The sequence below is a fragment of the Streptomyces sp. NPDC088910 genome (assembly GCF_044749865.1).
Classification (GTDB): Bacteria; Actinomycetota; Actinomycetes; order Streptomycetales; family Streptomycetaceae; genus Actinacidiphila.
In genome coordinates, this window is record NZ_JBIVIV010000005.1 from 133,907 (window position 1) to 158,046 (window position 24,140).

21 protein-coding genes and 2 pseudogenes are annotated in these 24,140 nt (G+C 71.4%); 15 read left to right on the top strand and 8 right to left on the bottom strand.

Translation table 11 applies throughout. The features are described 5' to 3' along the window. Positions 1-179: 179 nt before the first annotated feature. Genes ACIP4Z_RS13830 through ACIP4Z_RS13840 form a run of 3 tightly spaced genes read right to left on the bottom strand, consistent with a single transcriptional unit; the run spans position 180 to position 4,527 of the window. A complete protein-coding gene (locus tag ACIP4Z_RS13830; protein ID WP_401307522.1) occupies positions 180-1,850 on the bottom strand; it encodes a (Fe-S)-binding protein in 1,671 nt (556 codons plus the stop codon). After that, positions 1,851-3,035, bottom strand: a complete 1,185-nt coding sequence (locus ACIP4Z_RS13835) for an FAD-binding oxidoreductase (protein WP_401307524.1) — start codon at positions 3,033-3,035, stop codon at positions 1,851-1,853. A 1-nt stretch (position 3,036) separates the two neighbouring features. Next, positions 3,037-4,527: an FAD-linked oxidase C-terminal domain-containing protein gene (locus ACIP4Z_RS13840; protein ID WP_401307527.1), complete on the bottom strand. Its 1,491-nt coding sequence runs from the start codon at positions 4,525-4,527 to the stop codon at positions 3,037-3,039. Positions 4,528-4,741: 214 nt separating this feature from the next. On the opposite strand from ACIP4Z_RS13840, the gene ACIP4Z_RS13845 reads away from it, so the two are divergent. Both ACIP4Z_RS13845 and ACIP4Z_RS13850 read left to right on the top strand, forming a co-directional pair. Next, positions 4,742-5,617: a LysR family transcriptional regulator gene (locus ACIP4Z_RS13845; RefSeq protein WP_355335053.1), complete on the top strand. Its 876-nt coding sequence runs from the start codon at positions 4,742-4,744 to the stop codon at positions 5,615-5,617. Between the two features lie 75 nt (positions 5,618-5,692). Then, a complete protein-coding gene (locus ACIP4Z_RS13850; protein ID WP_401307530.1) occupies positions 5,693-6,490 on the top strand; it encodes a hypothetical protein in 798 nt (265 codons plus the stop codon). A gap of 13 nt (positions 6,491-6,503) precedes the next feature. On the opposite strand, the gene crcB (ACIP4Z_RS13855) is transcribed toward ACIP4Z_RS13850, so the two are convergent. Beyond that, a complete protein-coding gene (crcB, locus tag ACIP4Z_RS13855) occupies positions 6,504-6,878 on the bottom strand; it encodes a fluoride efflux transporter CrcB (RefSeq protein WP_391162691.1) in 375 nt (124 codons plus the stop codon). Next, the gene (crcB, locus tag ACIP4Z_RS13860) at positions 6,875-7,405 is read right to left on the bottom strand and encodes a fluoride efflux transporter CrcB (RefSeq protein ID WP_401307533.1); all 531 of its coding nucleotides are present in this window, start codon (positions 7,403-7,405) and stop codon (positions 6,875-6,877) included. The genes crcB (ACIP4Z_RS13855) and crcB (ACIP4Z_RS13860) overlap by 4 nt, the downstream gene beginning before the upstream one ends. Positions 7,406-7,623: 218 nt before the next feature. Between crcB (ACIP4Z_RS13860) and ACIP4Z_RS13865 the strand changes: the two genes are divergently transcribed. The 4 genes from ACIP4Z_RS13865 to ACIP4Z_RS13880 all read left to right on the top strand — a co-directional run bounded on the left by ACIP4Z_RS13865 (position 7,624) and on the right by ACIP4Z_RS13880 (position 10,489). Continuing rightward, complete coding sequence (locus tag ACIP4Z_RS13865; protein ID WP_401307536.1) at positions 7,624-8,085, top strand: SRPBCC family protein; 462 nt, start codon at positions 7,624-7,626, stop codon at positions 8,083-8,085. An 87-nt stretch (positions 8,086-8,172) separates the two neighbouring features. Beyond that, positions 8,173-8,706 carry a SigE family RNA polymerase sigma factor gene (locus tag ACIP4Z_RS13870; protein ID WP_355335065.1) on the top strand — a complete coding sequence of 178 codons (534 nt, stop codon included), beginning with the start codon at positions 8,173-8,175 and terminating at the stop codon, positions 8,704-8,706. Beyond that, positions 8,699-9,046 (top strand): hypothetical protein, encoded by a 348-nt coding sequence (locus tag ACIP4Z_RS13875; protein ID WP_401307539.1) that lies wholly within the window; start codon positions 8,699-8,701, stop codon positions 9,044-9,046. Before ACIP4Z_RS13870 ends, ACIP4Z_RS13875 begins: the two co-directional genes overlap by 8 nt. A gap of 135 nt (positions 9,047-9,181) precedes the next feature. Beyond that, complete coding sequence (locus tag ACIP4Z_RS13880; RefSeq protein ID WP_401307542.1) at positions 9,182-10,489, top strand: hypothetical protein; 1,308 nt, start codon at positions 9,182-9,184, stop codon at positions 10,487-10,489. A 60-nt stretch (positions 10,490-10,549) separates the two neighbouring features. Here ACIP4Z_RS13880 and ACIP4Z_RS13885 read toward each other — a convergent pair whose 3' ends face one another. Beyond that, on the bottom strand, positions 10,550-10,945 hold the full coding sequence (locus ACIP4Z_RS13885; protein ID WP_188283203.1) for a molybdopterin-binding protein: 396 nt from the start codon (positions 10,943-10,945) through the stop codon (positions 10,550-10,552). 253 nt (positions 10,946-11,198) lie between these two features. Here ACIP4Z_RS13885 and ACIP4Z_RS13890 point away from each other — a divergent pair, with 253 nt between their 5' ends. The 7 genes from ACIP4Z_RS13890 (at position 11,199) to ACIP4Z_RS13920 (ending at position 20,093) form a co-directional block, all read left to right on the top strand. Further along, positions 11,199-11,618, top strand: coding sequence for a TOBE domain-containing protein (locus tag ACIP4Z_RS13890; protein WP_355335071.1), 420 nt, complete (start codon positions 11,199-11,201; stop codon positions 11,616-11,618). Positions 11,619-11,813: 195 nt separating this feature from the next. Continuing rightward, on the top strand, positions 11,814-13,712 hold the full coding sequence (locus ACIP4Z_RS13895; RefSeq protein ID WP_401307547.1) for a coagulation factor 5/8 type domain-containing protein: 1,899 nt from the start codon (positions 11,814-11,816) through the stop codon (positions 13,710-13,712). Between the two features lie 186 nt (positions 13,713-13,898). Then, on the top strand, positions 13,899-14,345 hold the full coding sequence (locus ACIP4Z_RS13900; RefSeq protein ID WP_401307550.1) for a hypothetical protein: 447 nt from the start codon (positions 13,899-13,901) through the stop codon (positions 14,343-14,345). A 305-nt stretch (positions 14,346-14,650) separates the two neighbouring features. Next, positions 14,651-15,883: a GAF domain-containing protein gene (locus tag ACIP4Z_RS13905; protein ID WP_355335078.1), complete on the top strand. Its 1,233-nt coding sequence runs from the start codon at positions 14,651-14,653 to the stop codon at positions 15,881-15,883. A gap of 189 nt (positions 15,884-16,072) precedes the next feature. Next, positions 16,073-17,590 (top strand): aldehyde dehydrogenase, encoded by a 1,518-nt coding sequence (adh, locus tag ACIP4Z_RS13910; protein WP_188283206.1) that lies wholly within the window; start codon positions 16,073-16,075, stop codon positions 17,588-17,590. Between the two features lie 1,673 nt (positions 17,591-19,263). Then, positions 19,264-19,509 carry an NUDIX hydrolase gene (locus ACIP4Z_RS13915; RefSeq protein ID WP_401307554.1) on the top strand — a complete coding sequence of 82 codons (246 nt, stop codon included), beginning with the start codon at positions 19,264-19,266 and terminating at the stop codon, positions 19,507-19,509. Between the two features lie 83 nt (positions 19,510-19,592). Beyond that, complete coding sequence (locus ACIP4Z_RS13920; protein ID WP_401307557.1) at positions 19,593-20,093, top strand: hypothetical protein; 501 nt, start codon at positions 19,593-19,595, stop codon at positions 20,091-20,093. Positions 20,094-21,219: 1,126 nt separating this feature from the next. On the opposite strand, the gene ACIP4Z_RS13925 is transcribed toward ACIP4Z_RS13920, so the two are convergent. Together ACIP4Z_RS13925 and ACIP4Z_RS13930 are read right to left on the bottom strand one after the other, a co-directional pair. Continuing rightward, positions 21,220-22,698, bottom strand: coding sequence for a glycoside hydrolase family 6 protein (locus tag ACIP4Z_RS13925; protein ID WP_401307560.1), 1,479 nt, complete (start codon positions 22,696-22,698; stop codon positions 21,220-21,222). A gap of 154 nt (positions 22,699-22,852) precedes the next feature. Then, complete coding sequence (locus ACIP4Z_RS13930) at positions 22,853-23,182, bottom strand: substrate-binding domain-containing protein (protein ID WP_401307563.1); 330 nt, start codon at positions 23,180-23,182, stop codon at positions 22,853-22,855. Between ACIP4Z_RS13930 and ACIP4Z_RS13935 the strand changes: the two are divergent. Both ACIP4Z_RS13935 and ACIP4Z_RS13940 read left to right on the top strand, forming a co-directional pair. After that, positions 23,174-23,335: pseudogene (locus ACIP4Z_RS13935) on the top strand (hypothetical protein); the annotation flags it as partial. The gene ACIP4Z_RS13930 and the pseudogene ACIP4Z_RS13935 sit on opposite strands and share 9 nt — an antisense overlap. Before the next feature lie 97 nt (positions 23,336-23,432). Further along, positions 23,433-24,122: pseudogene (locus tag ACIP4Z_RS13940) on the top strand (cation transporting ATPase C-terminal domain-containing protein). Positions 24,123-24,140 lie beyond the last annotated feature (18 nt).

Here is a 24,140-nt window from a genome sequence, read left to right on the forward strand (position 1 = left end):
GAAGTGCCACTTCTCTCTGCCGTGCGGGGTCGTGATCCGGGCCGTGGTGTCGTGCCGACGCCCACCCGAACACCATGAGATCGGTGGAAGCTGAAGGCTGTGGCGTGCCGAAGGCGCGCCGCGTACCGCCCTACGCCGTACTGGCCAGTGAACTCCGGGCGTCACCGCATGTCAACGCGTCATCGGCCGACCGGGGCGCGCCCGGGCGGTTCCGCCTCACGAGAGCTCCGCCGCGTGGCGCGGGTCCCGGGGGTGGCGTAGGAGATGACGGTGCCGGGTCCTTCGAGTGCCCGGGCCAGGAGCCGGTCGACGGGGACACCCCGGATCGAGGCGTCGAGCACCTGCACGGTGTGGGCGACGGGCAGCCGCTCGCCCATGCGGGCCAGCGTGGTGGCGACCTGCATCCAGCAGCCGGGGTTCGCGGTGACCATGATGTCCGCGCCGGTCGCCAGGACCGCCTTGGCCTTGCGTTCGCCGAGTTCGCGTGCGGGCTCCGCGTGCAGCAGGTTATACGTGCCCGCGCTGCCGCAGCAGATCTCGGCCTCCGCCAACTCCCTTGTCTCCAGGCCGGGAACGGCCCGCAGCAGTCGGCGCGGCTGGTCGCGTACGGCCTGCGCGTGCGCCAGATGGCAGGCGTCCTGGTAGGCGACGGTCATGGGGAGCGGGTGCCTGGGGGCCACCGGGCCCAATTCGTCGAGGAGTTCGGTGATGTCCCTGACCTTGGCGGCCAGCGCCTCCGCGCGCCGCGCCCAGTCGGGCTCGTCGCGCAACTGGTGGCCGTACTCCTTGAGGTTGGACCCGCAGCCCGCGGCGTTCACCACGACGGTCTCCACCCCGGCCGCCTCGAACGTCTCGATGACGGACTTCGCGAAGCCCTCCGCCTCGGGGGCCCGGCCCGCGTGCGCGGACAGCGCGCCGCAGCAGCTCTGACGTCGCGGTACGACCACGTCGCAGCCCTCGGCGGCCAGGACGCGTACGGTCGCGGCGTTCACATCGGGGAAGAAGGTCCCCTGGACGCAGCCGGTGAGCAGGCCGACGGTACGGCGGCGGGCGCCGACGGCGGGGGTGTGTTCCGGCAGCTTGTCGACGTGGCCGAGCCTGGGGGCCAGCGACTCCATGGCCTGGAGGGGGCGCGGCAGCCGTCGCAGCACTCCGCCGCGGGCGAGCAGCCGCCCGAGACCGCTCGCCTGGTAGACGCGCAGCGGTCCGCGCAGGGCGCGCAGACGGCGGGGGTAGGGGAACAGGCCGTAGATCAGGGCGCGCAACAGCCGTTCGGCGCGCGGCCGTTGGACCCGGCGTTCGAGCTGGGCGCGGGTGCTCTCGATGAGCTTGTCGTACTGCACGCCGGACGGGCAGGCCGTCACGCACGCCATGCAGCCGAGGCACTGGTCGAGGTGACGCACGCTGCCCGCGTCGAAAGCGTCGCCTTCGAGTCCGGCCTTCATGATGTCGATGCGTCCGCGCGGGCTGTCCATCTCCTCGCCCCACAGCACATACGTCGGGCAGGTGGGCAGGCAGAATCCGCAGTGCACGCAGTCCCCGACGAGCGCCGCGTCCGGCGGGTGGTGGGCGTCGAAGGCGCTGCCGGGCGGTGGCGCGCTGCCCGGCATGCCGAGGGCGACGGTGGCGGCGCCCGCGCTGGGCGCGACGGACACACCGAGTACGGGCGGCACCGGGACCGGGGGCTCCCCCGAACCCCGTGGCGGGAGCGACCCGTTGGAGGCGCCCGCCGAACCCCCGTCCGGGAGCGACCCGTTGGAGGAGCCCTTGAAGGCGTCCTTGGAGGCGTCCTTGGACGTGTCCGCCGAATTCCCGTGCGGAAGGGGCCCGTTGGGGGTGTCAGCGGCCATCTAGAGTCCTCCGAGCAGTCGGCCGGGCGACAGACGCCGCTCCGGGTCGAAGCGGTCCTTGACCCGCGTCATCAGGTCGAACGAGTCGGCGACCGGCCCCCAGTGGTCGAGCGCGTCGCGCGCGTCGTCGGCGGCGATCACCACCGCGGAGCCGTCGTACGGGGCGATCGACGCCCGCAGCGCCGCGAGGTCGGTGTCGGTGGGCACCGCCATGTACGCCACTCCCGTGCAGGCCGACGCGGTGCCCGAAGCGCCGTCCGGGAGGGCGTCGAGCACGCGGGGCAGCGCGAAGGGTTCGTGGGCAAGCCGCAGGACGAGGCCGCCGGTCGGCCGCGCTCCGAACCAGTCGGGGACCTCGTCCGCGTGCGCCCCCGCCCCCGCCCCCGCCCCCAGCAACGCGATCGCGGCGCGCGACTGGGCGCGTACGGAAGCGGCGCTGCTCTCGAAGAGCACGGTCAACTCCCCCGCCCGCGAGGACCAGTTGAGTTCGACTGCGGTGGGGGTGAGCGTGGAGCGGGCGAGCAGCGCGGCGTACCTGCCCGCTTCGGCGCTGTCCTGTACGGGCACGGTGACCGCGCCGGTGACCGGTGGCAGCGGGTGGAGGCGCCAGGTCGTGGAGACCAGGACGCCGAGGCCGCCGTGCGCTCCGGTGTAGAGCTTGCCGAGGTCGTATCCGGCCACGTTCTTGACGACCTTGCCGCCCGATCGCGCGAGCGTGCCGTCGGCCAGGGCGACGGTGACGCCGATGAGCAGGTCGCGGGCGGTGCCGTAGCGCAGTCGGCGCGGCCCCGAGGCATTGGCGCTGACGATCCCGCCGAGCGTGGCGCCCGCTTCCGGCGGGTCGAGGGCGAGCATCTGGCCGTGTTCCGCGAGCTGTCGTTGCAGGTCGGCCAGTGGTACCCCGGCCTCGGCGACGACCACGAGGTCGCCGGGCGCGTACTCCACGACCCGGCCCAGCCCCCTGGTGCGCAGCAGCAGGTCGCAGGAGGTGGCAGGGGCGGCCCAGCCGGTCTTCGTGCCGCCGCCGACCGGGACGACGGTGCCGGTGGTGCTCCGCAGGATCTCGGCGACCTCGGCGGCGGTCGCGGGTTCGACGACCTCGGCGGCGGCCACGGGTTCGACGGTCTCGGACCGTACGGCCCCCGCCTGCGCGGTGTCCGGACGCGCGCGGTGCGGTGCGGTCATGTCAGAACACCTCGCCCAGCGCCGGGTCGTGCGTGTCGGCGGCGGTGCGGACGCCGGGGCGCTCCCCGCACAGCCGCGGGGTCGGGAACTGCTTGCCGGGGTTGGCGATGTTGTCGGGGTCGAAGGCGCAGCGGACGAGTTGCATGGTGTCCAGGTCCTCGTCCGTGAACTGCCGGGCCATCCGCGACTTCTTCTCCAGGCCGACGCCGTGTTCCCCGGTGATGGAGCCGCCCGCGTCGACGCACAGGTCGAGGATGGCGAAGCCCAGCTCCTCCGCGGCGTGCGCGGCGCCGGGGACGGTGTCGTCGAAGAGGATGAGGGGGTGCAGATTGCCGTCGCCCGCGTGGAAGACGTTGGCGACGCGGATCCCGGCGCGCTCGGCGAGGCGGCCGACCTCGGTGAGGATCTCGGGCAGCCGGGTGCGCGGGATGACGCCGTCCTGGACGTAGTAGGCGGGACTGATCCGGCCGACGGCCGCGAAGGCGGACTTGCGGCCCTTCCACATCAGGGCGCGCTCGGCGGCGTCGCGGGCGATGCGGGTCTCGAACGCGTGGCGCGCGGCGGCCAGTTGCTCGACCTGGACGAATTGTTCGTCCACCTCGACGTGGGGGCCGTCGAGTTCGATGACGAGAACGGCGACCGCGCCCCGCGGGTAACCGCAGTTGACCGCGGCCTCGGCCGCCTCGATGGCGAGGGCGTCCATCATCTCGATGGCCGCGGGCAGGATGCCCGCCGCGATGATGTCGCTGACCGCTCCGGCCGCGTCCTCCACGGTGTGGAAGCCGACGAGCATGGTCTGTACGGATTCGGGCGCCTGGATGGTGCGGACGGTGACCTCGGTGGCGACGCCGAGCGTGCCCTCGCTGCCGACGAACGCGCCGAGCAGGTCGAGGCCCGGGTGTTCGGGCGCGGTGCCCCCGAGGTGCACCACCTCGCCGTCGGGCAGGACGACTTCCGCGCCCATGACGTGGTTGACGGTGAAGCCGTACTTGAGGCAGTGCGCGCCGCCCGCGTTCTCCGCGACGTTCCCGCCGATGGAACAGACCTGCTGCGATGACGGGTCGGGCGCGTACGCCTGGCCGTAGGGGGCGGCCTCGCGGGTGACCGACAGGTTGATCACGCCGGGCTCGACGACGACGCGGGCGTTGTCGGGGTCGACGGAGACGATCCGGCGGAGCCTGGACAGCACGATGAGGACGCCGTCGGCGACGGGGACGGCGCCGCCGGACAGCCCGGTACCGGAGCCGCGGGCGACGAACGGGACTCCGGCCTCGGCGCACAGCCGCACGGCCGCCACGACGTCGTCGCGGTGCTCGGCGAGGACGACGACGGCGGGCCGTACCCGGAAGTTGGTCAGGCCGTCGCATTCGTAGGTGCGCAGTTGGGCGGGGTCGGTGAGGACCTTCTCCGCGCCGATGGAGGCGCGCAGCCGAGCCGCGAGCCCTGGCGCCTTGGGCGTGGGCCGGTCCGCGTCGGCCGGGACGGCGGTCATCGCGCACTCCTCCGCTTGATTCCACTCCTCGGTAACTGAATACCGAATGATGGAAGAATGCCGTCGCCTTCCGAGCACGTCAAGGGTGGCGGGTGGCATTCGTCACCCCCGCACGGACCACCCCTCCCGCCCCATGCGGCCACAGGCCGCGACCGCCGCCTTCCGTCCGGGCTTGGAACAATGGGGCCCGATTCAGCAGCTAGAGTGCTGAATCATGGAACTGCGCCAGCTCGAATACTTCGTGGCGGTCGCCGAGGAGCGGCACTTCACCCGGGCCGCCCAGCGCATGCTGGTCTCCCAGTCCGGGCTGTCCGCCTCGGTGCGCGCGCTGGAGCGCGAGCTGGGCTCGCCGCTGTTCGTCCGCACCACACGCAGCGTCGAACTCACCGGCGCCGGGCGGGCATTGCTCGTGGAGGCGACCCGTACGCTGGCCGGCGCCCGCGCCGCGCGGGAGGCCGTCGCCGCGGTGCAGGGGCTCCTGCGCGGCACCCTCTCGGTCGGCATCGAGCAGTGCGTGACCATCGACATCGGCGACCTGCTGGCCCGCTTCCGCGCCCGGCACCCCAATGTCGAGGTCCGGCTGCGCCAGGCGGGCTCGACCGTGCTCGCTGGCGACGTGGCCGACGGCCATCTCGACGTCGCCTTCGTGACCCTGCCGGGAGCGCCGCCCGAGGGCGTACGCCTGCTGCCGCTGACCACCGAGCCGATGGTGCTGCTCTGCGACCCCGGCCACCGGCTGGCGGGCGAGCCGCAGGTGAAGTGGGCGGACCTCGACGGCGAGACCTTCGTGGACTTCCACGCCGACTGGGGCGCCCGGCAGCTCACCGACCGGGCCTTCGCCGCCTGCGGTGCCTCCCGCCAGGTCGCCCTCGAGGTGTACGACGTGCACACGGTGATCGACCTGGTCCGCTACGGGCTCGGCATCGCGGTCGTCCCGCGCCCCATCGCCCGCAAGGAGTCGGCCGCATCGCTGTGCGCCGTGCCGATCACCGGCGCCGAGGACCCGGGCTGGCCGGTCTCCGTCGCCCTGCCCGACGACGACCGGCCAGGACCGGCCGCGCGGGAACTCCTGTCGTACCTGGACCGCTGACCGGATCACGCCCGTCCCCCGTCCGCGCGCCGTGCCCCCGCCATAGGGTGGCCCCAACGCGACGAGGGGGGCGGCGTGATCACCGAGCCCGAGCTGACGGACGGGTCGGGCGACGACCGGCCCGTCGATGTCATCGGCGACGACGACCGGCCGCGGGAGCCGCGCGGCGGACGGCTGTCCGGTGTGCGCCGGCGGCGCGGGCCCTGGGTCTGGGCGCTCGCCGGGGCCGTCGTCGCGTCGGCGGCCTGGGCCGGTGCGCTGCGGGGTGCCGACTACGGCCGTACGGCCCCGCCCGACCTGCACGGATACCGCCTCGCGGATCCGTGCACCGTGGCGGCGCTCCAGCCCCTCGTGGACATGATCGGCCTGTCCTCGATGAGCGAGATCCCCGGACCGATGAACGTCGGCAGGACGCTCGACCACATCGCGTGCCGCCTGGTCGGCAACACGTCGGAGAACGACGGCTGGATCACCTCGTACACCATCTCGGTCAGCGTCGACCTGCACAAGAAGACCGACCCCCGGACGGAGTTCGAGGACGGGCTGAAGGCGCGGGACGCCGACCCGGCCGAGCCGGCCGCCGGCAGCGGCGTGGTCATGGTCCACGACCCGCGGACGAGCAGGCCGGTCACCGGCCTCGGCGACCGCGCCTTTCTCACCGGTGACTCCACGAGCCAGACCGTGGACGTCCTGCACGGCGGCGCCGTGTTCTCGATCGAGGCCGGCGCCACCGAGGAGTGGATCGGCGCGGGCGAGCGCCCGACGGACGCGGGCGGCTCACCCGAACCCCCGCCCCATGTCGACACGAAGCGGTTCGGCGCCCAACTGCCCCGCGCCGTACGTCACTTGATGAGCGTGCTGTCGGCGCGCTGACGAACCCCGCGGCTCAGCCCCAGAGCGCCCGCGCCAGCGCCGTACCGGCGAAGGCCGCGCCGAGCCCGGCCGCCACGCTCGCCACCGCGTTGGCCGCGGCGAAGAAGCGGGCGCCGCTCTCGGCCAGCCGCAGCGTCTCGTAGGAGAAGGTCGAGTAGGTCGTGAGGGCGCCGCACAGCCCGGTGCCCAGCAGCACCTGGACCTGGGACGAGGCGGCGCCCTCGGTGACCGCGCCGGTCACGACGCCGAGGACGAGACAGCCGACGACGTTGACGGTGAAGGTGCCCCAGGGGAAGAGGCTGTCGTGCCGGCTCTGGACCGAGCGGTCGGTGAGGTAGCGCATCGGAGCGCCGACCATGGCCCCGACGATGACCAGCAGCCAGTTCATCGCGCCTCCGCCTCGTCGGCCCGCCGTGCCCGCTCGGCCCGGTCCGCGAGCCGCCCGAGCACCACGTGCCGGGTCACGGCCGCCGCCAGCCACACCGCGGCGAGGGCGGCGAGCAGCGTGAGCGCCAGATACGCGAGCGCGGTACGGGCCTGCCCGCCGTCGATCAGGGCCCGGATGTCGGTGGCGTAGGTGGAGAAGGTGGTGAAGCCGCCGAGCACGCCGGTGCCGAAGAAGGGCCGCACCAGACGGTGCGTGTTCCAGACGTCGGTGATCAGCACCATGAGGACACCGATGACCGCGCAGCCGACGACGTTGACGATCAGCGTCGTCCACGGGAAGGTGCCGGAGGCCGTCGGCCAGAGCAGCGCGGCCCCGTAGCGGGCGCACGCGCCGACCGCGCCGCCGACCGCGACCACGGCGACGACCGGGGCCTGGCCCTCGCGCGACGCTTCGCGCTGTGCCGGGTCGTGCAGATCGATGTCGGGGTCCACGGGTTCGTCGGGCGTCACGGGCCGGACTTCTGCCACCTTCGTCTCCTACTCACCGGGCACGCCCAAGCTTGGCGTGCGCGCGTCGCAAGTAGGGACCGTTGACGGCTGTGTCGCCGTGGTTCGGGTACGGCGGGCCCCACCGCCGCGCGGTGCTCCGGGGAGCGCCGCAGACCGCCATGCTACCCGGCGGGGTACGAGGGGCGCGTGGGAGTCTGTCTCCTGCCGGAGCCACGCGACCGCGAGGGAGAGTCCCTGTGCCGACCTACCAGACCTCGATCACCGTCAACGCTCCCGTCGCATGCGTCTGGGAGGTGCTCGTCGCCGTCGAGGACTGGCCCGCTCTCACAGCGTCCATGACCTCCGTCCGCCCGCTCGACGCGGACGGCGCGAGCCGGAGCGGGAGCGCGGACCACGTCGTCGCCGTCGGGCGCCGATTCGCGGTCGAGCAGCCCAAGTTGCGCAAGGCGGTGTGGACGGTCACGGCGCTGGACGAGGGTTCCCGGTTCTCATGGCGGTCCGCGGGTCCCGGAGTGACCACGAGCGGCGACCACCTGGTCGAGCCGGAGGGCGACGGCACCCGCCTCACCCTGGTGCTCACCCAGCGCGGCGCGCTGTCCGGCCTGGTCGGCCTGGTGGCGGGCGGCCTGACCCGCAGGTACCTGGAGATGGAGGCCCGCGGCCTCAAGGAACGCGCCGAGTCGCCCGCCGCGGAGTAGCGGCCACGGCGCGCCGCCACCTCATGTGGCGGCCGTCACAGCAGATTCTCTCCCGTGGATGTCGACCGGACGTCCGGCCCCAGGCGTATGCGTGATGAGGCCGAAGAGAACTGGGAGCTGTTGTTGACCGCTGAGGAGTTCGAAGAGTTCTACGCCCACGCGGTCAGACGGCTCACCGGTCAGCTCTATGTGATGCTCGGCGATCTGCCGGAGGCGCAGGACGTGGTGCAGGAAGCGTTCGTCAGGGGCTGGAGCCGACGGCGGCAGCTCGCGAGGGACGGCAACCCGGAGGGCTGGATCCGTACGGTCGCCTGGCGGCTCGCGGTCAGCCGCTGGCGCGGCCGTCGGCGCTCGGAGGAGGCGTGGCAGCGGTACGGCGGCCCGCCGTCCGTCGAGGAACCGGGCCCCGGCACGGTCGCCCTGGTCTCCGCGCTGCGCGAACTGCCGCCAGGACAGCGGCGGAGCGTCACCCTGCACTACGTGTGCGACCTGTCCGTCGACCAGATCGCCGCGGAGACCGGTGTGTCCAGCAGCACCGTCAAGACGCACCTGGTCAGGGGCCGGGCCACGCTCGCCCAGCATCTGCCGGAACCGCACGCAGAGGAGCCCCCTGGTGCCTGATACCCACGAGGAGCGCTTGAGGTCCGCGTTCAAGAACGCCGCGGCGGACGGTCACCGCGCGGCGACGCCCGCGCCCCCGACCGTCGTCCGCGCCCGCGGCGACCGCAAGCGGAGGCAGCGGCTCGCGACGGTCGCCGCGGTGGCCTGCGTCCTGATCGGCGGTACGACCGCGTCGCTGGTCACGCTGCTGCCCGGTGACGGCGGCGCCGTCCCGCCCGCCACGAGCCCGGGGCCCGCCACCACCGGCCCGAACGGCCTCCCGTCGTCGACCGCGACCTCCGACTACCCGGTCCGGACCTACCCGCCGACCGGCACGGTCCACATGACGACAGCCCGCTAAACACTCCCCCTGTCGCACCCCGCCCCGGCCGCACCGGTCGGCCGGGCAGTCCGGCATGCCCGGAACCGTCACCCGTACGTCGTCGCCCGCGCCGTCGCCCGAGCGGTCCGTGGCAGCCCCCTCAGGAGCACGACCATGCCCAAGAGCGCCTTCTCCCCGCCCGCGACCGCGCCCCGCCCCGTACCGCCCGAGCCGCCGGACCGTACCGTCCCGCTCCGCCACCGGCTCCCGGGGCGTCTGCCGCTCCCCCGCCTCGGCCCCACCGACCGCGCCGTGCTCTGGCTGTACGCGCTCACGCGGGTCGGCGTCTGGACGACCGCGTACTGCACGGGGCGGCTGTTCACCGGCGACGGCAAGGCACAGCGGGCGCCCTCGATGATGTCCCGCTGGGAGCAGTGGGACTGGGGCTACTACCTGCACATCGCGCGCGACGGCTACTTCCCGGCGCCGGTGCCGGGAGCCGTTCTCGGCAGCGGCGCGGCCACACCCGACAACCGCGAGGCGTTCTTCCCCGGCTTCCCGCTGCTGCTGCGCGCCGTGCACCTGCTGATACGCGACTGGACCGCGGCGGGGCTGCTGATCTCGTTCGTGGCGGGGGCCGTCGCCGTGCTGTCGCTGGCCCGGATCGCCGCGCTGGACGGCCGGTCCGCGCGTACGTCCGTAGCCGGGCGCGGCGCGGACCGGCTCCCGGACGACGGGAACGGCACCGGATCGCGCGCCGTGCTCTTCCTGCTGCTCTCCCCCTGCGCGGTCTTCCTCGCCGCCGGGTACACCGAGGCGCTGTTCCTCGCCTTCGCGCTGCCCTGCTGGCTGGCCGCCAAGCGCGGGAACTGGCCGCTCGCCGCCGCGCTGGCCGCCGCCGCGACCACCGTCCGGATCAGCGGTCTGTTCCTCGGCGCCGCGCTCGTCGTCCAGCTCCTGACCTCGGGGCCGCTGACCAAACGGCTGCGGCTGCTGCACTGGCCGGCGCTCTCCGCGCTGCCCGCGCTCGTCTACGCCTGGTATCTGCACGCGCGCACCGGCGACTGGATGGCCTGGAAGCACGCGGAGGAACGCGGCTGGTACCGGACGTTCCACTCGCCGTGGCAGGCGTGGCGGCACACCTGGGACGGCGCCTTCGACCACACGCAGGCCACGCCGTACGCGCTGCTGTTCCAGTTCGAACTCGTCGCCATGGCGGTCGGTCTGGCGCTGCTCTGCCTGCTGCTCAAGCGGCGCCGCTGGCCGGAGGCCGTCTACCTCGGGCTCAGCCTGTGGGCGCTGGGCACCTCGTACTGGTACATGTCCGTGCCGCGCGCCTCACTGCTGTGGTGGCCGCTGTGGACGGGGCTGGCCGCCTGGAGCGTACGGCGCCCCTGGCTGACCACGGCGTACGTGTGCGTCGCCGCGCCGCTGGCCACCGTCCTCACGGTCGCCTTCACCTCGGGACGGTGGGCGGGCTGACACCAGCGGGCGCGACGACACGCTGAGGCGCGACGGTGGCGCGGACGAAGGCGCGGCGGATCAGACCCGGTCGATGTGCACGTTCGTGGACTTCACGCGGGCGGTGGCCTGCATCCCGACCTCCAGGCCCAGTTCCTCGACGGCCTCGCGGGTCAGCAGGGACACCAGCCGGTGCGGCCCGGCCTGGATCTCCACCTGGGCAGCGACGTCGCCGAGCTTCACGGCGGTGACGATGCCGGGGAAGGCGTTGCGGACCGAGGTGTACGAGGCGTCCTCGTCCGCGCTGTCGGACTGCGCGATCTCGACGGAGAACGCGGCCAGGTCACGGCCGTCGATGAGCCTGCGGCCGTTGTCGTCGCGGTGGGTGGCGACCCGGCCGCCGTCCGCCCAGCGGCGGACCGTGTCGGGGCTGACGCCCAGGAGCCGCGCGGCCTGGCCGATCGTGTAGGACTGCATGGGGAAGACAATAAGCGCAGCCCGCCACCCGGCTCCGCACACCACGGGCGGCGACACGGCGGCCCCTCAATGGACTCCGACGGACTCCGGCGGACGCCAGAGGCGGGCGGCACGGGGGTGGGCGGCAGGCGGCGGCGACACGGCGGACGCGCCGGGCCGGTTCGCGCCCCGGCGCGCGTACGGCGCCCGGTTAGAGTGCCAGAGCCGCACCCGGCAAATCCGACATTCCATACGGAGATCGAGGCGTATCCCCATGAGCCTGAGCATCCGCAACCAACTTCCCGGCACCGTCGCGTCCGTGACCCCCGGCGAGGTGATGGCGACCGTCAAGGTACGGCTGGACGGCGGCCAGGACATCACCGCCGCGATCACCCTGGAGGCGGCGGACGAACTCGGCCTCGCCGAGGGCACGGCGGTCCGCGCCCTGGTGAAGTCCACCGAGGTCTCCCTTGCCACGGGCCCGGTCTCGGGGCTCAGCATCCGCAATCAACTGCCGGGCACCGTCACGGACATCGCCACGGGCGGCGCGATGGCGGCGGTGAAGATCTCCGTCGAGGGCGGCGAGTTGACCTCCGCGATCACCAAGGACGCGGCCGTCGACCTCCGACTCGCCCAGGGCACCGCCGTCACCGCCCTGATCAAGTCGACGGAGATCTCGCTCGCGACCGTCTGACGACCCGTCCGCCGGTGGCCGCGGCGGCACTCCTGAGGCCAGTGGTGTGCCGGTGAACCCGGTGGAGTCACCAGCCGATTCGCTGCGAGAGAGCGCTCTCTTCGTGCTTGACACCCAGTCGCGCGGCCCGCGAGGGTACGTCTCCAAGAGAGCGCTCTCAATTCCCCCCTCGCCGTCAGAAGGTGGTCGTAGCTCATGTCTTCGTTCAGGGCCGCAGACAGTGCACTTCCCAACTCGCAGCAGCCGCAGGCGCCATCGCAGTCGCAGCACATATCCGGGGAGCGCGGCGGTCTGAGCCGCCGTTCGCTGATCGCCACGGCCGCTTTCGCCGGTGTGGTGCCGTTGGCGGGTGCCGCGACCCCCGCCGCGGCGCGGTCGGCCGGCACGCACTCCCCCGGCTCCCACTCCCCCGGCGGCCACTCGCCGTCCACGGAACCCGACTTCGGCCCGAACGTCACCGTCTTCGACCCGAGCATGCCCGCCGCCGACATCCAGGCCGCGCTGGACGCGGCCACCGCCGTACAGGTCGCCAACGAATTCGGCACGCAGCGCTACGCCTTCCTCTTCAAGCCGGGCACGTACGACGTCGACGCGCAACTCGGCTACTACACCTCGGTCGCGGGCCTCGGGCTGTCGCCCGACGACGTGACCATCAACGGCGCGGTGCGCGTCGAGGGGCAGGCGCAGCCGGGCGGCGGCGACAGCGCCCTCACCAACTTCTGGCGCTCGGCGGAGAATCTGGCGGTCAACCCGACCGACGGCATCAACTGGTGGGCGGTGTCGCAGGCCGCGCCGCTGCGCCGGGTGCACATCCGCGGCCAGCTCTTCCTCTTCCCCCGGCAGGGCGGTTACTCCAGCGGCGGCTTCATCGCCGACTCGGTGGTGGACGGGCAGGTGATCAACGCCTCGCAGCAGCAGTGGCTGACGCGGGACAGCTCGGTCGGCTCCTGGTCCAACGGCGTGTGGAACCAGGTCTTCGCGGGTGTCGTCGGCGCCCCCGAGCAGTCCTTCCCCGACCCGCCGTACACGACGCTGGCCACCAGCCCGCTCAGCCGCGAGAAGCCCTTCCTGTACGTCGACTCGGCGGGCCGTTACCGGGTGTTCCTGCCGTCGCTGCGGCACGCTGCGGTCGGCGCGTCCTGGTCCGGCGGTACGACCGAGGGCACCTCGGTCCCCATCGACCGGTTCTTCATCGCCAAGCCCACGGACTCGGTGCGCGCCATCAACCGCGCGCTGGCGCAGGGCAAGCACCTGCTCCTGACGCCGGGCGTCTACCGGCTGGCGGAGTCCATCAAGGTCAAGTGGTCGGGCACAGTGGTGCTCGGTCTGGGCTTCCCCACCCTCACGCCGGTCGGCGGAGCGGTGCCGATGACGGTCGCGGACGTCAAGGGCGTCCGCGTCGCGGGGCTGCTCTTCGACGCGGGGAAGACCAACTCCCCCGCCCTGCTGGAGGTCGGCAGCAGGCGCGGCGGCCGTACGGACCCGCGCGATCCGACCTCGCTCCAGGACGTGTTCTTCCGGATCGGCGGCGCGGGCGCGGGCAAGGCCACCACGAGCCTGGTCGTCAACAGTGACAATGTGCTGCTCGACCACATCTGGGCCTGGCGCGCGGATCACGGTACGGGCGTCGGCTGGACGGTGAACACCGCGGAGACCGGCGTGGTCGTCAACGGTGACCACGTCCTGGCCACCGGCCTGTTCGTGGAGCACTACCAGAAGTACAACGTCATCTGGAACGGCGACCACGGCCGGACGGTCATGTTCCAGAACGAGTTGCCGTACGACCCGCCGAATCAGGCCGCCTACGGGCATCACGGCGTCGCGGGCTGGGCCGCGTACAAGGTGGCGGATTCGGTCCGGCACCACGAGGGCTGGGGTCTTGGCAGCTACTGCTTCTTCAACGTGGACCCGACGATCCACAACGCCCACAGCTTCGAGGTGCCCGACCGCCCGGGCGTACGGTTCCACGACCTGCTGACCGTCTCGCTCAACGGAGACGGCGTGATCGACCACGTCATCAACGACTACGGCGCGGCGGCGCAGGGCTCGGCGACGGTCCCGGTGGACGTGGTGAGCTACCCGCCGACGCACTGACGCCGCGCGCACGCCCGGGTGGCGGGCGGTGACGCGTGGTGACGGGCCCCGGTGACGCGCCGCGTCGCCGGGGCGGCGCGTGCGGCGTGTGCGGCGGGCGATCGGCGGCCGATACGGGCGGGACGTATGTGATGCCGTCCGGCGGGTAGCCGAGGGGTACGCAGCTCACCATCGGAGGTGACCGCAATGCTGGTCCTGGGATTGCTGCTCCTGGCCGGTGCCGGTGCTTTCACCGGCCTCGCCATCGCCGACAACACGTCGGGAGGTCCCGAGTACAACGTGTCGGTGCTCGGGCACTCCATCGCGACCATGAACACCCTTCAGATCTTCTGCGCCGGTCTGGCGCTCGCCCTGATCTTCTGCCTCGGCGCCGCGATGGCGATGGGCGGCGGAGTGAGCCACCGGCGCAAGTCCCGCAAGCTCACCGAGGCCCGCAGGGCCGCGAAGGACAACGCCAGGGAACGTGACGCGCTGGCGGCCCGGTTGGAGACGGCGGACACCACGGCCGCACCGGCCGGGGACACCGGGACCGACTACGCGTACGGCGGTTCCACGGCGGCCGACAGCGCCGACGGTTCCGAGACGGCGGCCACACCGCGGCACCGTCACGTGCGGCACCTGTTCGGCCACTGACCGACCGCGGTCCTCGGATGCCGTGAGGGCGGCGCCCCCCGTGTCACGGGGGGCGCCGCCCTCCGTCGCGCCCTGGGAGCCGTACGGGCCGCGCGAGCGGTACGAGCGGCCCGAGCGGTACGAGCGGCCCGAGCCGTTCTGCTGCCGACCGGACGTGAACGCGGTGCGGACTGCCGCGAACAGCCTTCCTGCGGGCGAGGTGTCCGATTATGATGCGGATCACGCCGCCTCCCCTACGAGGTGGCACCCGGCAGTGCCCGGACATCCATGTCGACGACGAAGACGACACAGAAGTCGGGAAGGCCATGGCAGAGCAGGGTGCGCTCCAGCACCGCAGGACCGTACTGGAAAACGAATGGGCCCGCCGCGTACCGCAGTTGAGGTCGGCGGGGGGCTATCCGGCGGGCCCGGCTCCGCTGCGCCGTGAGGTCACCGACTCCTGGGTGCGCAGCGTCGGCACGGTGGATCCCGCGCGGGACAGCGCGCCGGTCTCCGAGGACGGCGCGGTCCATCCGCGGTGGAAGGGTTCGCCGCTGCGCGCGCCGGTCGCCGACCTGTCGGGGGAACTGCACAGCATCGCCGAGGACGCGGGTTTCGTCGCGGCGGTGACCGACGAGTCCGGCACGATCCTGTGGACGTGCGGCGGCAGGCTGATGCGGCGCAGGGCGGAGCGGGTCAATTTCGCGCCGGGCGGGCGGTGGGACGAGCGCGCGATGGGCACCAACGCGCTGTCCCTGGCGCTGCGCACCGGCCGCCCGAGCACGGTCTTTTCCGCCGAGCACCTGGTCGCGGCCCTGCACGGCTGGGTCTGTTACTGCGCGCCCATCCACGCCCCCGACGGCCGGGTGCTGGGCGTCCTCGACCTCTCCACCACCTGGGACCGCTCGCACCCGCTGGCCCTGCCGACCGTACGCACCCTGGCCTCCGCCATCGAGGCCCGGCTGCTGGACGGCGCTCCGGAGCCGCAGCGCCCCGCCGGTCTCGAACTGCGCTGCCTCGGTACGGCGCAGGCCAGCAGCGACGGTGAGCCGCTGCATCTGCCGCCGCGCCAACTGGAGATCCTGACGCTGCTCGCCCTGGAGCCCGAGGGCTTCGCGCCCGACCGGCTGCGCGCGTCGCTGTACGGCGACCGCTGCGTGACCGCGTCCACGTTCAAGGCCGAGCTGTCGCATCTGCGGCGCGCGCTGAACGGAGGGGTGGCGACCAGGCGGTACGCGCTGACGGTGCCGGTGAGCTGCGACGCGGCCGAGGTGCTGCGGGCGCTGGAGTGCGGTGACATCGCGGCGGCCGTCGGCCACTACCGCGGGCCGCTGCTGCCGATGTCGGAGGCGCCGGGCATCGTGGCCTGGCGCGAGCATCTGGAAGTGGTGGTCCGCGAGGCGGTGCTCGCCGACACCCGCCCCGAGCACGCGCTGCGGTACGGGGAGCGGGCGCCGTACGACGCCGCCGTGCACGAGCACGCGCTGCGGCTGCTCGGTCCCGGCGACGCGCGGCGCGGGATCGCGGCGAGCCGGCTGAACGCGGCGCTGCGGAGCTGACGCGACGGTCTCCGGCCGTGCGGGAAGCGGCGCCCGCGCGCCCCGGTGTCCGCACAGGCCCCGCGCCGCCAACCTTGCGTGCCCCGGTGTCCGCACAGGCCCCGCGGCGCCAACCTTTTGCCAACCTCGGGCCACCACAGTGAGTGCTGACACCGTAACCCGCACACCGGTACACCGAGGAGCGCCGCCATGGTCTACGCGCAGCCAGGCACCGAGGGCAGCATCGTCAGCTTCGCCCAGCGGTACGACAACTTCATCGGGGGCGACTGGGTCGCACCGGCCGAGGGACAGTATTTCGACAACCCGTCCCCGGTGACCGGTGAGACCTTCTGCCAGGTCGCGCGGTCCACCGCGCCGGACATCGAGCTGGCCCTGGACGCCGCGCACGCGGCCGCCGGTCCGTGGGGCCGCACCTCGGCCACGGAGCGGGCGAACATCCTCAACAAGATCGCCGACCGGATCGAGGAGAACCTCGAACGGCTGGCGGTGGCCGAGACGTGGGAGAACGGCAAGCCGGTCCGCGAGACGCTGGCCGCCGACCTGCCGCTGGCGGTGGACCACTTCCGCTACTTCGCGGGCGCGCTGCGCGCCCAGGAGGGCAGCATCTCGGAGATCGACGCCGACACCGTCGCGTACCACTACCACGAGCCGTTGGGCGTGGTCGGCCAGATCATCCCGTGGAACTTCCCGATCCTGATGGCCACATGGAAGCTCGCGCCGGCGCTGGCCGCGGGCAACTGCGTGGTCATCAAGCCCGCCGAGCAGACTCCGGTCAGCCTGCTGGTCGTCATCGAGCTGATCGCCGACCTGCTGCCCGCCGGTGTGCTCAACGTCGTCAACGGATTCGGCGTGGAGGCGGGCAAGCCGCTCGCGTCGAGCCCGCGGGTGGCGAAGGTGGCCTTCACCGGTGAGACCACCACCGGGCGGCTGATCATGCAGTACGCCAGCGAGAACATCATCCCGGTGACGCTGGAGCTGGGCGGCAAGAGCCCGAACATCTTCCTGCCGGACGTGATGGCCGCGGACGACGACTACCTCGACAAGGCGATCGAGGGCTTCGTGATGTTCGCCCTCAACCAGGGCGAGGTCTGCACCTGTCCGTCCCGCGCGCTGATCCACTCCTCGATCTACGACGAGTTCATGGCCCGCTGTCTGGAGCGGACCCGCGCCATCGTCGGCGGCGACCCGCTGGACCCGGCGACCATGCTCGGTGCCCAGGCCAGCAACGACCAGTACGAGAAGATCCTGTCGTACTTCGACATCGGCAAGCAGGAGGGCGCCGAGGTCCTGACCGGCGGCACCAGCCGTACCGTCCCCGGCCTGGAGGGCGGCTTCTACATCGAACCGACGATCTTCCGCGGCACCAACAACATGCGGATCTTCCAGGAGGAGATCTTCGGCCCGGTCGTCTCGGTCACCACCTTCGACTCCACCGACGAGGCCCTCAAGCTCGCCAACGACACCCTGTACGGCCTCGGCGCGGGCGTCTGGACCCGCGACGGCAACACCGCCTACCGGCTCGGCCGCGAGATCAAGGCGGGCCGCGTCTGGACCAACTGCTACCACGCCTACCCGGCCCACGCGGCCTTCGGCGGCTACAAGAATTCCGGCATCGGCCGCGAGAACCACAAGATGATGCTCGAGCACTACCAGCAGACCAAGAACCTCTTGGTCTCGTACTCCCCGAAGAAACTCGGCTTCTTCTAGACTCCTCAAATATGTCGCCTGACCTGGCCTTTCGCCAGGTCGGGCGCCGCCTTGGTGTCCTCAGCGCCGTCGGTGTACGGCGCCCGGTGTTCTCCCGACATCTCCCCCTGGTTTCCCCCCCTCTGACCAGCTGTCCCGGGGCATTTCCGGGCCAAATGCTCTGAGACTGGTCATCGGCGGCGTCTGTGGCCGTCGCCCATCGGCGCATGGATTCCTCGATGCGACCGTCGGCGTAGTCCTGCGCTCCAGCAAGGAACGTGGCGCAGTAGCTGAACATCACCTGGACGCCCGGCCCTTCGGGCGCACTCGCAGGTTCAACGCCGGAAACCAGCCAGAAAGAGACGCCCGCGTGCCGAAGGTCATACGGCCGCTTCCCGAGTATCAAGACCTACGTTATTCGCCCCCGAGCCAGCCATAGCGAACGGCGGCAGGGGTATATTGCGAGTTTCCATCCACGGCATTGACGGCGATCTGGACGTCATCACGGTTCTTCCGGGTACGCCTCTACGATCCGGCATCTGGACGATTCCTGCAAAATGATCCGGTCGCCGACGTCTCGCCGAATCGCTACGGATATCCTGCCGATCACGCAAAGCTTGGAGAATCCTCAAGTTCGCCAGCGCCATGGCCTTGTCGTAGCATCACTGTAGCTGCCCGCCGCCAAGATCCTGAAAATCAAGCGCGCGATTCGGGAACTGGAGGGTGTAGAAAATGCCGCTCGCCTCATCGTCGGAGCAACAAGCGTTCGATCGCTAAAATCGGAATCACATTCGGGGTCAGCATCCCGGATGTCGATTCAATTCTGAGCAACTGCAAGTAGCGGCACTTGCGGGGCGGACACAGAAGAGACTGCACCCGCCCCACCATCGGAGTTCACCAAACGAGGTGGGAATACCATTCGCAACAATAGAAATTGCGATCGGTTGCAGCCTCGACGTAGTGCGTGCGTGTGCGCGCAGCCCGACAGGCGGTAGGCGTCGCCCGCGCGCAGGGCGCAGGCGGGCCCGCCGAAGACGTCGAGCTGGCGGCGCTGGGGCCAGGAGGTCCCGACGAGACCGGTGCGAAGGTGTCCTGTGACCGGGTTCGTCTGGCCTTTGACGGTCCACAGGTGGGTGTCGCCGTGGCAGGGTTCCGATTCGGGCAGGTCCAGCTCAGGTACCCGCTGCCGGAAGCGGTCGAGGGACTCGACCAAGCGAAGGCAGTTGGCGCACATGCGGGAAGCCGATGAGGGGCGCGCAGCAAGCGCCTTGCCGCAATAGCCCATCAGGTGGCCGGGAATCGGCCGGTGGGCGGCGCGCAAGGGTCAGCTGTCAGTCGCCACGGACGACCGTGAGGTGGCCTTCGGAGTCTGCTGCACGTTTGGCTGACAGGTCAGGTCAAGATGTCACCCAATCGTGCGGCAGACCCCCACGTCGTGCAGTTGCGTCTGTTCCGTATCGGGTTACCGCCCGGAGCACGCTCCGACATTGGCCCCCCAACTACCGGCAGCGTCAAACCGGTCCAGGGATAGCCACCCCCACTAGCCGGCGGCGTCACGTCGGCCGGTAACCGATGGCCGCGCCGCCCACGCGGCGCGGCCATCCCCACCCAAACGACTACGGGAGGATCGCCTCGATGCCTGCACGCTGCCACGGCGCCACCAGCCGTCTCCTCACCACTGCCGCCGGTTCACCATGACCGGGACACACACCACCGCTGCGGGTCTGCGCCCTGGGCACGAGCCATCGGTCGCCCCCGCCGTGATCCTTCATGACGGGTGCGTGCTCCTGGTGCGCCGCACGGTTCCGGAGGGCACGTTGCTGTGGCAGTTCCCCGCCGGACGCATCGAGCCCGGCGAAAACCCGCAGCATGCGGCGGTCCGCGAGACCGGCGAAGAAACGGGATTATGCGCGACCGCGATTCGGTCCCTGGGCTATTGAACCTGAACGGGTGTTGTCGGGGAGCGGTGTGCATCGCGTTGCCCACGCTGGCTCCCGGGGAGGCGTCGCGGCAGGATGAGTGCATGACCGAGAACAACGCGGATCTGCTGGTGTTGCTACGTGAGCTGGATGATCCTGAGTGGCTGGAGTGGCCGCGGGACTTCGACCGTCGCGAGATCGCCGTGCGCTTCGGTCAGCTGGTAGACCGACTCGAAGGTGGCTTCGCAGCTCCCTGCACGACCGTGGCCGGGCAGGAGAATCAGGACTCCAGCGAGTACGGACGTATTTACGTGCCCGGGGACGCGACTGTGTGCGGGACCCGGATCGTCGTCTGTGTGAGCCAGTTCGGCTCACTGGCGCTGGTGTGCGCGGACAATCCTGGTGCCTTCCTCGGGACGGACGACGCGCAGGCTGAGGGTGAGCTGGACGGTGCTGACCTCGCCAGGGTCAACCGGGCGCTGGAAGAGCTCGACTACGTCGTGGTTCCCGAGGAACTGCTGGAGAGCGACTACGACGGGCCGAGCCGACTGCACCCGCACATCCAGCGGCCCACCTGGTGGAATCGCTTCTTCGGCTACTTCTGACGATTACCCCGACAAGTTCAGGCCGGTGCCCGTCAGGCAGCCATCGATGACCTCCGGTCGGTACTGCAGCATCTTGAGCTTGCGTTTCACCGCGCGGATAATCTGGCTGAGGTCGGCGGCGTCGAGGTTGCCGATGTCGCGTGTGACCAGTGACCAGACGCCCTCCTGCGGGTTGAGGTCCGGAAGCGTATGTCGGTAGCTGGAACACGGAGAGCCAGGCGGTGTCGGCTTCGAAGAACGCCCGCAGGGGTGCGACCAGGTGCATGCGCAAGTTGTCCCAGACCAGGACGATCGGGCCGCCGAGCTGGGTGTGGGCGCGGATGACCAGGTCGCGGTAGTCCTTCCAGCCGAAGCCCTTCGGTTCGTCCTTGCGGCCCCGGTACTCGCGGATCGCGTAGATCAGCCTGGACTGCTCACCGGGCTTGTAGCAGGTCATCCTGGACAAGGTCGTCATCCCGGCCAAGGGCGAGTTCGAGTTCAGGCCCCACGAGCACTTCCTGCTGCTGGGCCACTCATCCCGACACTGCGGCGACAACGAACGTCTGCGATTCGTCCTGTCCACGAACGAGCTCTTCGAGGTCGACGTTCCCGTCGGGGGCACGTTCTTCCCCGAAGGTATGTTCGTGACGGACTGACAGGGTTGGGTCGTGGGTGGACCAACCCCAGACACCTTCTGGGATTCATCCCGCATACCGGGCCCCGACCTTGATCCGCCGCCTACACCGTCACCAGTGACTGGGGCGCGACCTGGGTCTTCGGCGGTGACCAGCGGATCGGCAAAGCGTGGAACGGCGTACTGCCCCGAAGTGGCCAGACCGTCCCGGCACGGGACGCGGATACATCGCCCCCCTGGCATCCGGCGGCACCGTTGACATCGGATTCACCGCCGCCTACCGCACAAGCAACGTCGTGCCGCACAGCTTCCCTGTCAACGGAACGGTGTGCGCGGCCGCCTGACCTTGTCAGCCGGTGTCGGCAGGGCCGGCCCCAGTCAGACTCAAAGACGCGATCATTACCGCTTTCCCCCGCACGGGGGCTCGTCCAATCGATCGCCCATGCCGGGCGTACTGCGGCGGCCGGCCCGGGAAGATTCCGGGCCGGCCACCGCCGTAGAGCGGATGGTGCGTCAGGAGACGGTGCAGGCAGCGCCGTTGAGCGTAAACGCGGTGGGCGAGGCGGTGCCGGAGCCTGTTCCCTGGAAACCAAAGCTGGTGGAGCCGCCCGCGGGGACGGCGCCGTTGTAGCCCAGGTCGGTGGCGGTCACGGTGGCGCCGGACTGGGTGGTCGTGGCGTTCCATGCGCTGGTGATCTTCTGGTCGGCAGGGAAAGTCCACTTGAGCGACCAGCCGTTGACTGCGCTGCCGCCGGCGTTGCGCAGGGTCACGTCCGTGGTGAAGCCACCCGTCCAGGCGCTGACGATCTTGTAGCTGACGGAGCAGGCCGCACCTGTCGGCGGCGGAGTCGTGGGCGGGGCCGTGGTCGGCGGGGTCGTCGGCGGGGCGGTAGTCGGCGGAACGGTGGTCGGCGGGGCGGTAGTCGGCGGGGTCGTCGGCGGAACGGGGTCCGAGGTTCCGGCGGATGCCAGCGCGTATGCCACGTCCGGCAGGAAGGTACCTGCGGCGCCGGCGCAGCCATCCGCCTCCCCTGGCGGCTTCACCCAGAGGAACGCGTCGATCGCCGGGTCGCCGGTGTTGGTCGTGGGATAGGCGCCGATCGCCCGGCCAGACGGGTCGCACCATGCCCCGCCGCCCGCTGGACCGTTGCCGTTGCGGCTGGTGTCCACCACGGCGTGCAGATTGGCCGGGTTGCCGAGCGCGGCCAGCACGTTCTTGGCGAAGTTGACCTCATTGGCCGTGGTATTGAAGTTGGAGACGTTGGTGAAGAGGCCGTCGGCATTCGTCAGGATGCCGGCGCTGCGCAGCCGATTGGCCTGCTCCGAGGCACTGTTCCAGGCCGAGTGGCCGCCGTCCAGGTAGACCTTTGCGTTGGGTGCGGCGGCGTGGATGGCGGCTCCCGCCCGGGAGAGCGAGGCGAACCGGTCGGCCTGCTGCTGTGCGGTCAGACAGGTGGTCAGGGCGATGGAGTCGGGCTCCAGGATGATGATCGACCGGCCACTGCCCAGCCCGGCGGCGAAGTTGCGCACCCAGGCGTCGTACGAGGCCAGGTCCGGTGCGCCGCCTGCGGACGCGCCGCCGCAGTCACGGTTGGGGATCTCGTACACGGCCAGCACCGGCACCTGTCCGGCGGTGGCCGCGGCCGTGGTGACCACCCGGACGTCACCGGTGACGGTGGAGGGGCGGTAGTTGGAGAACCAGATCGCCTGCGGCTGGCTTGCGATCCGCCGGGCGATGACCGGCTGGCGGGAGTCACCGGGATTGGCGGCAACCCAGCGGACGACCTGGGAGTTGGGGTCCGCGTAGAGCTGGGTCCCGGTCGGGAGGCTGCCCTGCGCCGCGGCGCCTGCGGTGATCTCAGTGCTCAGGACGATGCCGGTGGCGGCCAGACCTGCGGCTACGCCGAGCGCCATGGCCTTGCGCAGCCGCGACCCGCGCGCGGGAGCCTTGACCGCCTCGGCCGGGCGTGGGGTACCGATGGGGGGTGTCACAGTTTTCCTCCGTGCTCTCGTGGGGGGAGAGGGCCCTCAGGGAGCGAGGGCCAGATGCGACGGGGTACGTGGGAGCGCTCCCACTGCTGGATTGAGCCTAGCGAGTACGACGAGGGCCCGTCATCCCCTGCGCGGGACGCACTTTCGGGTCGGCTCACTCTGCCGCGGTCCATCTGGCCTCATCGGCAGCTCGATTCCCTGGCCACCGGAGTGACGCGGCTGACGATCCCTTCCTGGTCCTTGACCGACGACGCGACCGCCGGGCCAGGAGGCCGACCGCGGACTGTGCCCTCGCGTCGTCGTCCGGGTCGATCGTGGACAGCGAGGGGGCGCGGTATGCGCTCGTCTCGACGTTGTCGAGGCCGATCAGCTTGACCTCACCGGGCACCCGCACCCCTGAGTCGGCGAGGCCGCGCGGCACGCCCATCGCCACCGTGCCGGTCGCGCAGAAGACACCGTCGAAGTCGAGGCCGTCGTGCACCATGTCCCTGGCGGGCGGCTGGCATCGGAGCTCGGGGTAGGAGTGACCTCATCGCAGCGTACGGCCGCACGCCGGGCGGTCTTCCACTTCGACGCCCACCTCAAGCGCATGTCGACGGTGGACCAGACCTCCGGCGACCTCGTGGTGCACACCAAGGGCGCACTCGAAACCCGTCGCCCGGCGCGTCGTACCCGGGGCTCTGGACAACAGGCAGGAAGCCGAAGCCGGGCTGACCCTGATCGGTCTGGTGGCGATGGCCGACCCGCCCCGCGAAGATGTCGCCCAGGCGGTGCAGGCCCGCGGCGAAGTGGTCGCGCTGTCCGGTGGCGCGGTGCCGCTGCCGCTGACGGTCCTGCAGATCCTCGCCATCGACCTCGGAACGGAAACGCTGCCCGCGCCGGCGTTGGGACGCGAGCCCGCCGAACCCGGAGTGATGGACCGGCCGCCGCGACCCCGCACCGCCGGAGTCATCGACCGGGCGCTGCTCATCCGCGCCTGGGCGTTCCTGGGAAGCATCTCGGCAGTCCTGGTCATGGGCGGCTTCTTCTTCACCCTCTGACGGGCCGGCTGGCACCCCGGCGACCCCACCGGCGGCGGTACGGCCCTTCACCACGCCTATCTGCAGGCCACGACCATCACCTTCGCCGGCATCGTCGCCTGCCAGATCAGCACGGCGTTCGCCGCCCGGACCGACGACGCCTCGCTGTTCACCATCGGCCTGCGGTCCAACCCGCGCCTGCCGTGGGGCATCGCCTTCGAACTGGCCTTCACGGCAGCCGTCGTCTATACGTCCCCGCTCCAGGACCTCTTCGGCACCGCGTCGCTCGGCCCGTCACAGCTGGCCGTGATCGCGCCGTTCCCCTTCATCGTCTGGGGAGCCGACGAACTGCTCCGGTGGCTCCGCCGCCGGAACACACCAGGCCAGAGGGCCGGGCCGCCGTAGTCATCGATTCAGGGTCAG